The 13,468-nt window shown below is 59.1% G+C and carries 13 protein-coding genes and 1 pseudogene; 6 read left to right on the top strand and 8 right to left on the bottom strand.

Annotated features, from left to right (window positions below; all coding sequences use genetic code 11):
• Positions 1-96 precede the first annotated feature (96 nt).
• A pseudogene (locus KEHDKFFH_RS16990) lies at positions 97-279 on the top strand (thymidylate synthase); the annotation flags it as partial.
• Positions 280-302: 23 nt separating this feature from the next.
• A complete protein-coding gene (locus KEHDKFFH_RS16985; protein ID WP_104323007.1) occupies positions 303-818 on the top strand; it encodes a dihydrofolate reductase in 516 nt (171 codons plus the stop codon).
• On the opposite strand, the gene KEHDKFFH_RS16980 is transcribed toward KEHDKFFH_RS16985, so the two are convergent.
• From KEHDKFFH_RS16980 to KEHDKFFH_RS16965, 4 genes are all read right to left on the bottom strand, one after another.
• Positions 797-2,320, bottom strand: a complete 1,524-nt coding sequence (locus KEHDKFFH_RS16980; RefSeq protein ID WP_104323006.1) for a DEAD/DEAH box helicase — start codon at positions 2,318-2,320, stop codon at positions 797-799. The two genes, KEHDKFFH_RS16985 and KEHDKFFH_RS16980, sit on opposite strands and share 22 nt — an antisense overlap.
• Positions 2,321-2,477: 157 nt before the next feature.
• The gene (locus KEHDKFFH_RS16975) at positions 2,478-3,377 is read right to left on the bottom strand and encodes a haloalkane dehalogenase (protein WP_104323005.1); all 900 of its coding nucleotides are present in this window, start codon (positions 3,375-3,377) and stop codon (positions 2,478-2,480) included.
• 147 nt (positions 3,378-3,524) lie between these two features.
• Complete coding sequence (locus tag KEHDKFFH_RS16970; protein ID WP_104323004.1) at positions 3,525-3,773, bottom strand: hypothetical protein; 249 nt, start codon at positions 3,771-3,773, stop codon at positions 3,525-3,527.
• Between the two features lie 75 nt (positions 3,774-3,848).
• Positions 3,849-4,199, bottom strand: coding sequence for a hypothetical protein (locus tag KEHDKFFH_RS16965; RefSeq protein ID WP_104323003.1), 351 nt, complete (start codon positions 4,197-4,199; stop codon positions 3,849-3,851).
• Between the two features lie 127 nt (positions 4,200-4,326).
• On the opposite strand from KEHDKFFH_RS16965, the gene KEHDKFFH_RS16960 reads away from it, so the two are divergent.
• Together KEHDKFFH_RS16960 and KEHDKFFH_RS16955 are read left to right on the top strand one after the other, a co-directional pair.
• On the top strand, positions 4,327-5,442 hold the full coding sequence (locus tag KEHDKFFH_RS16960; RefSeq protein ID WP_104323019.1) for an AI-2E family transporter: 1,116 nt from the start codon (positions 4,327-4,329) through the stop codon (positions 5,440-5,442).
• A 123-nt stretch (positions 5,443-5,565) separates the two neighbouring features.
• Complete coding sequence (locus KEHDKFFH_RS16955) at positions 5,566-5,979, top strand: peptidoglycan-binding domain-containing protein (RefSeq protein WP_104323002.1); 414 nt, start codon at positions 5,566-5,568, stop codon at positions 5,977-5,979.
• Positions 5,980-6,054: 75 nt separating this feature from the next.
• Here the strand turns inward: KEHDKFFH_RS16955 and ilvD are convergent, their stop codons facing one another.
• A complete protein-coding gene (gene ilvD, locus KEHDKFFH_RS16950; protein WP_104323001.1) occupies positions 6,055-7,890 on the bottom strand; it encodes a dihydroxy-acid dehydratase in 1,836 nt (611 codons plus the stop codon).
• Between the two features lie 160 nt (positions 7,891-8,050).
• Between ilvD and KEHDKFFH_RS16945 the strand changes: the two genes are divergently transcribed.
• Both KEHDKFFH_RS16945 and KEHDKFFH_RS16940 read left to right on the top strand, forming a co-directional pair.
• A complete protein-coding gene (locus KEHDKFFH_RS16945) occupies positions 8,051-9,307 on the top strand; it encodes an HDOD domain-containing protein (protein WP_104323000.1) in 1,257 nt (418 codons plus the stop codon).
• Between the two features lie 52 nt (positions 9,308-9,359).
• A complete protein-coding gene (locus KEHDKFFH_RS16940) occupies positions 9,360-9,938 on the top strand; it encodes an LON peptidase substrate-binding domain-containing protein (RefSeq protein WP_104322999.1) in 579 nt (192 codons plus the stop codon).
• Between the two features lie 3 nt (positions 9,939-9,941).
• Here the strand turns inward: KEHDKFFH_RS16940 and KEHDKFFH_RS16935 are convergent, their stop codons facing one another.
• Genes KEHDKFFH_RS16935 through KEHDKFFH_RS16925 form a run of 3 tightly spaced genes read right to left on the bottom strand, consistent with a single transcriptional unit; the run spans position 9,942 to position 13,401 of the window.
• Entirely contained in the window at positions 9,942-11,393 is a 1,452-nt protein-coding gene (locus KEHDKFFH_RS16935; RefSeq protein ID WP_104322998.1) for a bifunctional DedA family/phosphatase PAP2 family protein, read from the bottom strand.
• Positions 11,390-12,388 carry a GGDEF domain-containing protein gene (locus tag KEHDKFFH_RS16930; protein WP_104322997.1) on the bottom strand — a complete coding sequence of 333 codons (999 nt, stop codon included), beginning with the start codon at positions 12,386-12,388 and terminating at the stop codon, positions 11,390-11,392. The genes KEHDKFFH_RS16935 and KEHDKFFH_RS16930 overlap by 4 nt, the downstream gene beginning before the upstream one ends.
• On the bottom strand, positions 12,388-13,401 hold the full coding sequence (locus KEHDKFFH_RS16925; RefSeq protein ID WP_104322996.1) for a GGDEF domain-containing protein: 1,014 nt from the start codon (positions 13,399-13,401) through the stop codon (positions 12,388-12,390). The genes KEHDKFFH_RS16930 and KEHDKFFH_RS16925 overlap by 1 nt, the downstream gene beginning before the upstream one ends.
• Positions 13,402-13,468 lie beyond the last annotated feature (67 nt).

Genomic DNA, 13,468 nt, shown 5'->3' with positions numbered 1-13,468 from the left:
TATAGTTCATTTTAAAAGATTGTGAAAAGGCTTCGTGATATAGTTTTCGATGAGGTAAACCAGTAGAGTGTCGGTTTTTGGCTTTGGTTCCGCAAACACCTGTACCAGAACCACCTGACCGATGACATCGTCTTCGAGCAGCTGAAGCGGGAGCCCCGGGCCTTGCCGCAACTCGTGATCAAGCGCAAGCCTGCGAGCATTTTCGAGTACCAGCTGGAAGATTTCGAGTTTGAGGGCTATGCCCCCTATCCTGGCATCAAGGCGCCGATTGCCATCTGACCGAACCCCGAAGAGACGAGTACATGAGAAAAGCTCTGATCGTTGCCATGTCCCGTAACCGGGTAATTGGCCGTAACAACAACCTGCCCTGGTATCTTCCGGGTGACTTGCGTTATTTCAAACAGGCCACCATGGGCAAGCCCATCATCATGGGCCGGAAGACCTGGGACTCCATCGGGCGGCCATTGCCGGGGCGGATGAACGTGGTGATCTCACGGAATGAAGCCTGGCAAGCGCCGACTGGAACGGTGGCCGCGACGTCATTGCCTGAAGCTCTTGTGAAAGCCGAGGCGCAAGCGGAGCTGGAAGGTGGCGACGAAGTGATGATCATCGGTGGCGGGCAGATCTACGCCGAGGCATTGCCGATGGTTGATCGGATGTACATCACCCAGGTGCACGCAGAGGTGGATGGCGATGCTTTTTTTCCGGAAGTGAACTGGGATGAGTGGGAAGAAATCGGACGGGAGGATTTCTCCGCGTCCGATAACAATCCTTACGACTACAGTTTCGTCGTCTATCAGCGCTTGGCGTCAGCCTGACGCGGCGGGCGCTTGCCTGCGGGCTTGCCGCCCTTGCCGGGGGGCTTGCCCTTAGGTCCGGGGCCGCCGCGCCCCTTTGGTCCTTTCTTGAAGCCCGGCTTGTACCCGGGCTTGCCACCCGGACGACCACCCTTGCGGTCCCGGCGCGGGGGCGCAGTGGCCGAAATCTCCGGCAAGGCCTCCGGCTGCTCCAGCGGTAGCGATCCGGGCTGGGACGCTTCCAGCCAGCAGGCCAGAGCGCCGGCGACCATCGCCGTGTCCATGTCGTTGCGTTCTGCAATTTCATCCAGCAGCGCCATCGCTTTGGCCAGCTTTCCATCCTCGGCAAAGCCCAACAGCTGTGTTTCGAACTGTTGCTCGCGCATTTTTTTCAGCTCAACCGGCGAAGGCAGCTGATAGGCCTGCATGGGTGAGTTGGTGGCGCGCTCCAGTGTGCGTAGCCAGCTGCGTTCCCGGGGCGTAACCAGCAGAATTGCCTTGCCTTCGCGTCCGGCGCGACCGGTTCGGCCAACGCGGTGGATGTAGGCTTCGGTGTCGTAGGGCACGTCGTAGTTGATCACGTGGGTGATCCTGGGCACATCCAGTCCGCGTGCGGCCACGTCGGTGGCAACAATGATGTCTTTTTTGCCACGTTTGAGATCTTCAACGGTCTGCTCACGCTGGCGCTGGTTGAGGTCACCGTTAAGCGGTGCCACCGCATGGCCTCGGGCAGAGAGTTTTTCCGCCAGCAGGGTGGTTTCTGCCTTGGTGCGCACAAAGATGATCGATGCGTCGATCGGCTCCACTTCAAGGATCCGGGTGAGGGCATCCAGTTTGCGCTCGGCATAGACCGGCAGAACGAACTGGGAGATGCGCTCGACCGTGCGGGTTTCGCTTTCGATACGAACTTCCGTAGCGTTTCGCAGGTAGGTCTGGGCCACTTTCTTGATCTGCGGTGGCATGGTGGCCGAGAACAGTGCCCGTTGGCAGTTCTCCGGTGTCTTCGCCAGAATCGCTTCCACGTCGTCGATAAAGCCCATGCGCAGCATTTCGTCAGCTTCGTCCAGGACCAGCGCTTTCAGGCTGTCCAGTTTCAGGGTGCCCTTGCGCAGGTGGTCGAGCATTCGGCCCGGGGTGCCCACAATCACCTGGGCACCGCGACGCAGGCCCTTGATCTGAGGATAAAAGTCCTGGCCACCGTAAATGGGCAGAACGTGGAAATTCCGGAACTTGCTGGCGTAGGTGGTAAAAGCTTCCGCCACCTGAATGGCAAGTTCCCGTGTTGGGGCCAAAACCAGAATCTGGGGATCGGTAACAGAGGCGTCAATTCGGCTCAACAGAGGCAGTGCAAACGCTGCGGTTTTACCGGTACCGGTCTGGGCAACGCCCAGCAGATGGTTGCCGGCAAGCAGCGCAGGGATGGACTGGGCCTGGATAGGAGACGGGGTTTCATAGCCAACGGCGGACACAGCTTCAAGTACGGCTGGATCAAGCCCCAGTTCGGCAAAGGACAATTCAGACATTGATTCACTCGGAATTCGGGAGGTAAAGCATTGCCGGGCAATGCGTGATGTGGCGCCATTATAGCGGTTTTCTGGTCGCTTTAATACGGAAAAGCCTGGCGGGGCTATAGGTAGTTGCCGGGGACAGGCCATTGCGTTGCGTCAATTCCGGGGAGGCTCAGGCCGCCATTTCCGATTTCAGGGCATCGATGATGATGCGGGCAAAATCTTCCGGTGAATCTTCCTGCAGGAAATGTCCGCCCCGAAGCGTGATGTGGGGTTGGCCGTGGGCGCCGGGAATCCGGCGCTGCATGTGCCTGTCACCGCCTCGGGTTATCGGATCGCCGCTGCTGAAACAGGTAATAAACGGTTTATTCCACTTTTCCAGAACCTGCCAGGCGGCCTTGTTGGCTTCGCTGTCCGGCGTACCCGGCTCTGTGGGTACCAGCTTTGGAAACGCCCTGGCGCCGGCCTTGAACTCCGCCGAAGGAAACGGCGCCTCATAGGCAGCAAGCTCAGCCTTGCTCAGCGTACGATCGGTGCCCAGTTGTACGATGCGCCCAACCGGGAACCAGGGGCTGTGCGTGGCAAAGGCCTTCCAGATGGAAAACACCGCAGGAACAGGTGCCTCGCCGGTTGGCAGCATGCCATTGCCCACGATAATGCGGCTGAAGCGCTGTCGGTGTTCCGCTGCCAGGCGCAGGCCCAACAGTGACCCCCAATTCTGGCACACCAGGGTGATGTCGGTGAGGTCCAGCTGTTCCAGCCAGTTGGCCAACCATGCCAGGTGGCGGCCATAACTGTAGTCAGCAACAGAGGCCGGCTTGTCGGACTTGCCGAAGCCGATCAGATCCGGAGCCAGCACCCGATGACCGGCATTTGCCACCAGGGGAATCATGTGCCGGTAAAGGTAGGACCAGGATGGTTCGCCATGGAGCATGATTACCGGCGAAGCGCCTCGCGGGCCCTCGTCAACGTAGTGCATCCGGAGCCCGGGCTCTACGTCGAGATGGTTTGGAGCAAAAGGGTAATCCGGAAGACCTGCGAAGCGGGCTTCATCGGTTCTCAGAATACGCATGCCATCGACTGTCCTGACTGATTGGGTGCGTGATTGCCGGGCGGCATCCGGTGAACCGAATGCCCTAAGACAATCGTCGAAGATCAGGATAAAGCAGATGGAAAATTTGTGTGTTTGAGTTGCGTAACAGAGCGTTGCCGCTTTGAATCAGGACGCAATGCCAAACAGGCGTTCGGGGTTGTCAACGCGGGCCAGAGCTTGGTCACAGCAATTGACTGCGCCGCAATCGTCGGCTGAGCAAAGGCCAATGGTCCGGCATTCCATATCCTGGTGCTGGTCACCCTGGTTCCGGAAAATGCGTGCCCTGGAGAGAATCGAGTGGCAGTGGCCGCACAGCAGGGTGGGAACCGCGCTGCCCTCAGCCAGAAGTGCCGTGTAATGCTGTGGTTGAGTCATAAATATCCTCCTGATACTGCCCAACATATGGGCCGAGTATGACATTTCAAAGTCGGGATGCCGTATTTATACGGCTTAACTGTCTGGATCGACCAGTGGCCGGCGGTTGGATCGCTTGTCATCCCAGTCAAGTTCCTTCGGGTCATACCAGCCAATCGCCTCCAATACTCTTTCCCGTGTCTGTGGCGACAGTGTAGGCCAGAGCTCCTGGAAGTCCTCCAGTCCAAGGTCTCGCTGCCTCTGTTGCTTGCTCTGAAGTCGGTTGATGATTCGTGGCAACTGCAGGGCTTCGCCGAGTTGGCCGGGCACCATCACTTCCTGGCCCATCACCTTGCGCCGGTGAGTTCTGGCGGCCAGTACCTTGCGCAGCTGAGTGGCCGCGTCCAGGGCTGTTTCGACGGTGAAGGTTTCCAGTTCCAACAACATGACCTGTCTATTAGTTGAACAACAACCGTCCACTATAACCTGAAGAGAGCTACAGTGGCCACGCCAGCGTGGTAGGGTAGAATGGCGCGTTAGAATGCAGAACCAAAATCGGGGAACCGCAAAGACTATGTACGCAAAACTTGAAACACGGACTTTTCTGGCGTTGCTGATCGGCGTTTCCCTTGCCTTTGTATTTCTCATGAAGCCCTTCTTCGGCCCTATATTCTGGGCGGTTGCCATTGCCCTGATTTTTCACCCGGTGCAGCAACTGCTGGTGCGGAAACTGGGGCAACGGCCCAATGTGAATGCGCTGATAACCCTGTGCATCTGCATGTTTATCGTGGTTATCCCGGTTCTTGTTCTGGTGACATCCCTGGTTGCTGAAGGGGTCGCGCTCTATCAGCAGATTCAGAGCGGCGAGATACGGCCCGGCGAGTACATAGATCGAGTCAATCAGTCGTTCCCGGCTATCCAGGCGTTTCTGGCGCAGTTCGATATCAGCTTTGCCGAGCTGAGAGACCGGGCGGTGAGCATTTTTGTCGGCGGCAGCCAGTTCCTCGGCAAACAGGCCCTGGGCGTTGGCCAGAATACCTTCCAGTTTTTCCTGGGCCTGGCGCTGATGGTGTATCTGGCGTTCTTCCTGCTGCGGGATGGCCATGCGTTGGTCGAGTTGATCATAAAGGCGCTGCCACTGGGGGATGAGCGGGAGCGTCTGCTGTTTGCCAAGTTTGCGGAGGTGACCCGGGCGACCGTCAAGGGGAACCTGCTGATTGCGATCATCCAGGGGGCTCTGGGCGGGCTGATTTTCTGGATTCTCGGGATCTCCGGCGCCTTGCTCTGGGGTGTGGTGATGGCAATCGTATCGCTGTTGCCGGCAGTGGGGGCCGCCCTGGTCTGGGTGCCGGCTGCCATTTACCTTGCCGCTGTTGGAGATGTGATCGAGGCGGTGGTTTTGACTGCCTTCGGCGTGGTGGTCATCGGGCTGGCGGATAACCTGTTGCGCCCGGTACTGGTTGGTCGAGACACCAAGCTGCCGGATTACATTGTCCTGCTGTCCACACTAGGCGGCATCGTCATGTTCGGCATCAATGGTTTTGTGATGGGACCACTGGTGGCAGCCCTGTTCATGGCTTTCTGGGGGATTTTCATCCGCGAGTTCAGTGAAGAGGCCCACCGCCCGCCGGCCACTGTGGACGATGAGTCGCAAGAGCCAGGCAGGGAAGCGGGAGACGATGTCCGGTAAGGCGACATACGACAAAAGTATGGTAGGCTTTTAGCCGTTTGCCCCAGCCTGTGGAGATAGGCACCACATAACAAGAAAGAAACGGATATCGGCGAGATATCAGGAGTTAGGCAGGTGAGTACCATGAGAAAAGCAACTACCCGACTGGGACGCCTGGCCGCTGCGGCCGGATTGGCGGTCACACTGGGCTTTGCCCCTGCGGCCTTCGCGGATGAGATCGTTGCACTCAAGAATGCGCTCTACGGAGCAGGGTACGACATTACCAATGTCAGCCCGCAGATGGATGACTCAACCCGGTCCGCGCTGACCCGGTTCCAACAGGATAACGGTCTTCAGGCTACCGGTATTCTGGACGATCCGACCAAGGAAGCCCTGGGCATGATTTCGGTTCAGGTGGCCGCGTCGGCACCGTCACAGTCCACTAGATCCAGCAGCGCTTCGACTCAGCAGTCAGCTTCTTCCACGGCAGAAACCTCGGCCCCGGAGCAGGACGACGCTATTGAGGAAGAGGAAGACGGAGGCTGGTCGCTCTGGTAATCGGAGTCTCCTGAACAGAAAAAGCCCGCCGGGACTTTCCCGCCGGGCTTTTTTGCTGGCTGGCGCTCAGGATTTTCAGCCGAGCTTTTCGAGATCCCGAACAGCGCCCTTGTCAGCACTTGTGGCCAGTAGCGCGTAGGCTTTCAGGGCCGCAGACACCTTGCGGTCCCGTGGCAGCTCCGGTTTCCAGCCCTTGGCATCCCGTGCTTCCCGGCGACGATCCAGCTCGTGCTGGTCCAGTTCCACGTTGATGCTCCGGTTCGGAATGTCGATAAGAATTGTATCGCCATTCTCGATCAGGCCAATGGCTCCACCGGCGGCCGCTTCCGGCGACGCGTGGCCGATGGACAGGCCAGAGGTGCCGCCGGAGAAGCGTCCGTCGGTCAGCAGTGCGCAGTCCTTTCCGAGGCCCTTGGATTTCAGGTAGCTGGTCGGGTACAGCATTTCCTGCATACCCGGGCCGCCACGGGGCCCCTCGTAACGGATGATCACAACCTCGCCCGGCTTGACCTCGTCGGCGAGAATTCCGGCAACGGCGGAATCCTGGCTCTCGAATACCCGGGCCTTGCCCTCGAATACATAGATGCTCTCGTCCACTCCCGCTGTCTTGACCACGCAGCCGTCCAGGGCAATGTTGCCATACAGTACTGCCAGGCCGCCTTCGGAACTGTAGGCGTTTTCGACCGAGCGGATGCAACCGGTTTCCCGGTCGCCGTCCAGGGTTGGCCAGCGGGTGCTCTGGGAGAAGGCGGTCTGGGTGGGAATGCCAGCCGGCCCGGCCTTGTAGAATTCGACCACCTCGGTGGGCGGCGACCGCATGATATCCCAGGTCTCGAGCGCTTCTCTCATGGTCTTGCTGTGCACGGTGGGTAGATCGGTGTTGATCAGTCCGCCCCGTTCCAGCTCGCCGAGAATGCCCATGATGCCGCCGGCCCGGTGCACGTCTTCCATATGATATTTGGGCGAGTTGGGTGCCACCTTGCACAGCTGCGGGACCCGGCGTGAAAGCTGGTCGATTTCGTGCAGGGTAAACGGAACACCGCCTTCCTGGGCAGCCGCCAGCAAGTGGAGGATGGTGTTCGTTGAGCCGCCCATGGCGATGTCCATGACCATGGCATTTTCAAAGGCTGCCATCGAAGCAATGCTCAAGGGCAGTACACTGGCGTCGTCTTGCTCGTAATAGCGCCGCGCATTCTCCACAATCTGTCGACCGGCCTTCAGGAACAGCTGTTCCCGGTCTGCGTGGGTGGCCAGCAGAGAACCATTGCCCGGCAGCGCAAGGCCAATGGCTTCGGTCAGACAGTTCATGGAGTTGGCGGTGAACATGCCGGAACAGGAGCCGCAGGTGGGACAGGCGCTGCGTTCGTATTCTTCCACCTGTTCATCGGAGGCGTTGGGGTCTGCGGCAATGACCATGGCATCCACCAGGTCCAGCTTGTGCTCGGACAGCTTGGTTTTGCCTGCTTCCATCGGCCCGCCGGAGACGAAAATAGTAGGAATATTCAGGCGCATGGCCGCCATCAGCATGCCCGGGGTGATCTTGTCGCAGTTGGAGATACACACAAGCGCATCGGCACAGTGCGCGTTCACCATGTACTCTACGGAGTCGGCGATGATTTCCCGCGAGGGCAGGGAGTACAGCATGCCGTCATGGCCCATGGCGATGCCATCGTCGACTGCGATGGTGTTGAATTCTTTGGCCACACCGCCGGAGGCCTCAATTTCGCGACACACCAGCTGACCGAGGTCTTTGAGGTGCACGTGGCCCGGCACAAACTGGGTGAAGGAGTTGGCAACCGCGATAATGGGCTTGCCGAAATCCCCGTCTTTCATACCGGTAGCGCGCCAGAGGGCGCGGGCGCCGGCCATGTTGCGACCTGCGGTGGATGTCCGCGAACGATACTGAGGCATGGTGTTCTGTTCTCTCTGTTGTTACCTGATGACGTTGATCAAAAAAACAGAGGATACCAGATTAGACTCGAGGCGCATGGTTGTTTTCAGAGCCTCTGTTTACAATAGTTAACAGAGTTGCCAACTTATTTTCCGGTTTGAACCGACAAGGAGTATGCCTATGGCCGGCCAGGAAAGCCTGCCGCTTCGTCGCCTTAAAGAGTTTCAGCCGTTGAACCGGCTGACGGATGACCAACTGGTTCTGCTAGCCAGCCGCGCCGAGCGACGAACCCATGGGCCCGGCCAGCGGGTTCTTGAGCGCGGTGTCCGGGATGGTCTCGACTTCTTTCTGATTGCCGGCAAGGTGGAGCTGGAATCCCTGGATGGCCGTAAATCGATCATCGAAGCCGAGACAGAGAAAGCGCACAATCCCATCGCCCGGCTCCAGCCCAGAATGTACGACGTAACCGCCGTAAAACCCTCTGAGTTCCTGGTTGTTGAGCAGGAAATCCTCAACCAGCTGCTACGCTCGGCGCCCGTGGAACAGGTTGAAATGGATTCCGGTGAGGGCGCGGGCGGTATGGAGAGCGAGGAACATCACCTGTTGATGGAATTCCTTTCGGAGTTGAGGTCGAATCAGGTCAAGCTCCCCAGTGTGCCGGATGTGGCCTGGAAGGTCCGGCGTGCGGTCGATCGTGAGGAATCGACGGCGGATCAGGTGGCACTTGCGGTGTCTGCGGACCCGGCCATGGCGGCCAAGCTTGTCCGTGCCTGCAACAGCCCTCTGTATCGAGGATTCAGTGACGTCCGGAATGTCCGGGAAGCGGTTGTCCGTCTTGGCATGCGTACCACCCGGCAATTGGTGACAGTGTTCTCCATGCGGGAGGTATTCAAGACTCGTCAGGCGTCGTTGCAGAAAGAAATGGAAAAACTCTGGCGGCACTCCCGGGAAGTGGCAGCCCTGTGCTGGGTGCTGGCGGACCACGCCACCCGGCTGAATCCGGAAGAGGCGCTGCTGGCGGGACTGCTGCATGATATCGGCGTGGTGCCGATTCTGGTTCAGGCTGAACATCATGTGAACCTCTTTGCCGATGAGGCCAACCTGAGCCATGCGATCCGGGAACTCAGGGCGGACGTGGGCACGGCGGTCCTCGAAAACTGGTCCTTTCCGCCGGCATTCGTAGAAGCGGTCCGTCACGCCGAGGACTGGGGTTATGAATGCCGCGAGGCGTCGCCCCAGCTGGTGGATGTGGTTATCGTGGCACAATTGCATTCGATGATCGGTTCCAGCCAGAATGCCGAGTTACCTCCGTTCGACCAGGTGCCCGCATATCGGCGTCTGGGCGAACTTGAACTCAATGCCTCCCGCAGTTTGCAGCTTCTAACCGAGGCCAGGGCCCGGGTCGACGAAGTTCAGCAATTGCTGGCCATCCGGTGATTGTCCGGGCTGTGTAAACTGTGGAGTCTGCTTTCCAGTGACTGTTGCTCTTATGAATGTACCTCTGTTCCCCCTGAATTCCATCGTCCTGCCCAGGGGGAGGATTCCCTTGCAGCTGTTCGAGCCACGCTATATCGACATGCTTACCCGTTGTCTCAAGGAGGATCGTGGGTTCGTTGTGGTGCTGTTGCAGGAAGGCGGAGAGGCCGGGCGCACGGCAGCCTTTTACGATATTGGCACCTATGTGCGGATTATTGATTTCCAGCAGCTTGAGAACGGCCTTCTGGGGATTACCGTTGAGGGCGAATCCAAGGTCTCGGTGGTTCGCAGCTGGCAGCAGGAAGACGGCTTGAATGTCGGTGACGTTGAGTGTCTGATTGAGGAGGCAGAGAGCGAGGTGCCTGACCATTTCAGCGAGTTGCCTTCTGTACTCAAGGCGCTGTTCCGGCATCCGGTCATAAGGGACCTGAACATGGACATTGACTATGGCGATGCCCGGGATGTTGGATGGCGGCTCACGGAACTGTTGCCTCTGGACAAACAGGAGAAGCAGAAGCTGGTGGAGTTGCAGGATCCGCTGGAACGCCTGAGCCGACTCCAGGGGCTTCTGGAAGCGCTGGAGGAGGGCTAGGCTCTAACCCACGGGCCGGAAATTCACAACGGCCTCATCCCATGACAGCATGATATACCCGCCTGCATAGACCACCCAGACAACCGCTGCAACCACAATGGTTATATCAGGGGCCAGAGGTACCTTGTCGTAGCGGCTGTAGCTGGCCCGTACCGCCCCGGTGACAGCCAGTGCAAGCAGCAACCCCCCAATCACGTCGGTAAACCAGTGAACGCCCAGGTAAAGCCGACTCAAAGCCACGGGCACCAGTGGAAGAGACAGCAGGACATAGGATTGCCAGCGCTTCCGGTGTCGGCTTTCTCCGGCAACGAAACTTGCCAGCATGGTGACCAGCAAGGTAACGCCTGCCGTGTGACCGCTGGGGAAAGCACCGGAATCGGGCGGCCCCATGACTTCGTCCGGCCGTGGGACGCCGAGCAGGAACTTGAGGCCCCAGACCAGAAATATGGTCACTAAGACGGCCACCAGAATATGGGTGGCGGCGGCGTAATAGCCCCGGAACAGCAATGCTGCGAATGCCAGAGCACCGGCGGCGATCAGAACCGGGGCGTCACCAAGCAACGTAATGGCAATGAAGGGGCCATCCAGCAGAGGTTGGCGGAGTTGCTCAAACCATTGCAGGACGGCCTGGTCGAAGCCATCCAGCAGGCTCGTTGCGGTAGCCAGTTGCTTCCAGATGAGCAATAGGGCTGACGCGCCAAGCGCGAGCATGAACGAAGCCAGCGGAAACTCACCCTCCCGGGCAGGGCGTTGATTGGTATACAGGCGCCAGAATCGATGAGTCGCTTCGTATTGAGCCATCCACTGCTTAAGCCATTGGTAAAAACGGCTGCTTTCTCCAAGCCCCAGCTGAAATCGCAACAGCACGAAATAGACCACGGTCAGGGCGGCGAGGCTGATGCCGACCACCGCATAGAAGTGCGCTGGAGGCCTGATTTCGCTGGCCAGGGCGCTGCCCACCAGAAATCCCGGGAAAATATAGACGGGTGCCCAGGCGATGGCCGATCCGACGTTGAAGGCCAGAAAGCGAGGCCAGGACATCATCAGGGCCCCGGCCACCAGGGGAATAACCGGTCTAACCGGCCCGACAAAACGCCCGATGATCACGCTTTTACCACCGTGACGGTTAAAAAAACGCTCTCCGGTACTGATGATTCTGGGGTAACGGCTCAGCGGCCAGGCCGTTGTCAGGCGGCCCTGCAGCAACCGCCCGAGACCAAAGCTGGCCGTGTCGCCCGCAATGGCGCCCAGGCCAGCCCAGAGCAGTGCTTCTGGCAAGGGCATACCGGTTTCGCCGGCCAGTACAGCGACGGCAAACAGGATGGCGACACCCGGGACAATGATGCCGGCTATCGCGAGGGATTCGATAAATGCGGTAGAAAACAGGGCCACTGCCAGCCAGCCGGGATGCAGGCTCAACCATGCCGACAGGTCATTCAGCCAGGCACTGCTCATGTTTCGATGGTTTCTCCCGGACTGAACCAGACCGAATCCGTGCCGCGCCTGCGAGCTTCCTCCATGGCCTGATGGGCCCGCTTCCGGAGTGTGTCGGTGCGGGTATCGCCGCTGCCCCGAGTGGTGCAGCCCAGACTGACGGTGGCCGTGCCAACCACGGGCCAGTGGTGTTCGGCGATGGTCCGGCGGATCCGCTCGGCGATGACTCTCACGCCTTCTTCCGGCGTAAACGGCAGGATCAGGAAAAACTCGGAGTCTTTGAGGGTATACAGGGTGTCACCGGCACGGATCACGCCAAAGAGGTGTTCGGTCATGTCCCGGAACAGGCCCTGAACCTGATCCCTGCCGTGGAGGTCGGCCACTTCATCCGCGTAATCAATACTCAGGTCGATCACGGATAGGCAGTGCCCGGTGGCGATGGCGCGGCTGATCTCTTTCTGCAGGGTTTCATCCAGGAAGCGGGCGTTGTGAGCACCGGTTACGGGATCGGTAATCGCAAGATCCTCGGCTGACTGGGCCATGTGGTCATAGTGCCAGATGTACAGGGCTGCGACGGCCAGCAGAATGAACAGGCCTCCCGTGATGGCAATGGCTTCGGCCGGTGCCTGTTCCAGGAATAGGATGATCGACATGGGCACCAGCAGCAAAAGGGAGAGCCCGACGCCCTGGCGCAGCGGCAGGATTAGCAGGTTCAGGACAAGCAGAGGCATTGCCCAGTGGCTGATACCGGGTGCATCCATGGTCAGCAGTGCTGCCAGCATGCCGCTGTTCAGGCCGGAGAGAATGACCAGGTGCCCCGGCGCTGACAGCTGATGCCGACGACAGATAATGGTGTAAATGGCGCCGGCAAGGGTCAGGGTCGCCATCCCGGAGGCCAGGTAGAACAATTCGTAGAAGCCATAGCGGAGGTTCTGCATGGCCAGGGTGAAAATGAACAGGCAGGCAATGCTGTAGCCAAAGGCGTGGGTCCAGGTTCTCAGGCGAGTCTCTGTCATTATACCGGTCCCTGGGCTTGCGGTTGGCTTGGTTGCGCCGGCTGCGACCAGGAACTATAGGCCTGGCTTCGGTTGCCTCCCTGCTGCTGGGCCCGGCGCAAGGCATTCGCCGCACTCTGCTGAAGACTGTTGGCATCGTCACCAATATTCAGGCCGGCAATTCCAGTACTGACAGTGAGGTTCATGCCGTGTGATTCCAGAAGTGTTGCCAGGCCCTTGCGGATAGTCTCGGCGCGAGCGATAGCGTCGCTGGTGGAGATACCTGGCAGAATCACCAGAAACTGCAAATCGGCGACCCGGTAATAGGTGTCGAAATCACGGATCTGGGAGTGCAGGTAACGACCAATGCGCGGAAGTATCGAACGTATGTCCTCATCCGGATCATTGTCGCTCAGGTGGGTGTCCAGTCCGATCATGATAATGGACATGTCTGTGCCTTCCCGTTCGCTGCGCTGGATTTCCTTATGCAGGTCGGCGGAAAGATACTCCCGGCTGGCGGCCTGGGTCAGTTCATCGGTCCGGCGCAACGGGGCCAGTTGCCGGGCCTTGTAGTCACGCAGGAATACCAGCAGGGCCGAGAGCAGCATGGTGAGCAGAAATGCGCTGATCATCTGGTGGCGGTCAGCAAGGCCGACAGCCCATTGCGTCGCGATCATCGCCAGAACTGTAATAACCAGGGTGATCAGTGCCGCTGCCGCAGGCGGGACCAGTGCGAAAGCGACGAGGGGAAGGGCGTACAGCCAGTGGCTCAGGATCCAGGGGCCGGTCCAGAAGCTGGCCAGCAGAATCAGCAGAAGAATCACAAAAAAAGCCTGCTGGACCCGAGGCCAGGGCTGATTCACCCGGCTGGGATGAAAGGTCTTGCCGGAAATCACAATGCCTGAGGCTGCAGCCGCAGCCGCCGCAACCATGGGTTCTCCCAATACGGCACAGAGGGTGGCAATGGCGATCAGGGCCACGAAGCCTGCCCGCGACAACTTGCTTAACAGGAATTTTTCGGCCATCTGGGCCATTGTGTCCTTCCTTTTCCCGAACTCCCTTAAAAAACCGTCCCCGGGGAGTTGTTCAAAAGCTCCTTCA

The sequence above is a fragment of the Marinobacter maroccanus genome, assembly GCF_002933275.1.
Taxonomy (GTDB): domain Bacteria; phylum Pseudomonadota; class Gammaproteobacteria; order Pseudomonadales; family Oleiphilaceae; genus Marinobacter; species Marinobacter maroccanus.
Note: the sequence above shows the minus strand (reverse complement) of the source record. Positions and strands in the feature narration are given on the sequence as shown.

Coding starts and splice junctions, on each gene's coding strand:
- KEHDKFFH_RS16985 (WP_104323007.1), top strand. CDS start 303: ATGAGAAAAGCTCTGATCGTTGCCATGTCCCGTAACCGGGTAATTGGC.
- KEHDKFFH_RS16980 (WP_104323006.1), bottom strand. CDS start 2,320: ATGTCTGAATTGTCCTTTGCCGAACTGGGGCTTGATCCAGCCGTACTT.
- KEHDKFFH_RS16975 (WP_104323005.1), bottom strand. CDS start 3,377: ATGCGTATTCTGAGAACCGATGAAGCCCGCTTCGCAGGTCTTCCGGAT.
- KEHDKFFH_RS16970 (WP_104323004.1), bottom strand. CDS start 3,773: ATGACTCAACCACAGCATTACACGGCACTTCTGGCTGAGGGCAGCGCG.
- KEHDKFFH_RS16965 (WP_104323003.1), bottom strand. CDS start 4,199: ATGTTGTTGGAACTGGAAACCTTCACCGTCGAAACAGCCCTGGACGCG.
- KEHDKFFH_RS16960 (WP_104323019.1), top strand. CDS start 4,327: ATGTACGCAAAACTTGAAACACGGACTTTTCTGGCGTTGCTGATCGGC.
- KEHDKFFH_RS16955 (WP_104323002.1), top strand. CDS start 5,566: ATGAGAAAAGCAACTACCCGACTGGGACGCCTGGCCGCTGCGGCCGGA.
- ilvD (WP_104323001.1), bottom strand. CDS start 7,890: ATGCCTCAGTATCGTTCGCGGACATCCACCGCAGGTCGCAACATGGCC.
- KEHDKFFH_RS16945 (WP_104323000.1), top strand. CDS start 8,051: ATGGCCGGCCAGGAAAGCCTGCCGCTTCGTCGCCTTAAAGAGTTTCAG.
- KEHDKFFH_RS16940 (WP_104322999.1), top strand. CDS start 9,360: ATGAATGTACCTCTGTTCCCCCTGAATTCCATCGTCCTGCCCAGGGGG.
- KEHDKFFH_RS16935 (WP_104322998.1), bottom strand. CDS start 11,393: ATGAGCAGTGCCTGGCTGAATGACCTGTCGGCATGGTTGAGCCTGCAT.
- KEHDKFFH_RS16930 (WP_104322997.1), bottom strand. CDS start 12,388: ATGACAGAGACTCGCCTGAGAACCTGGACCCACGCCTTTGGCTACAGC.
- KEHDKFFH_RS16925 (WP_104322996.1), bottom strand. CDS start 13,401: ATGGCCCAGATGGCCGAAAAATTCCTGTTAAGCAAGTTGTCGCGGGCA.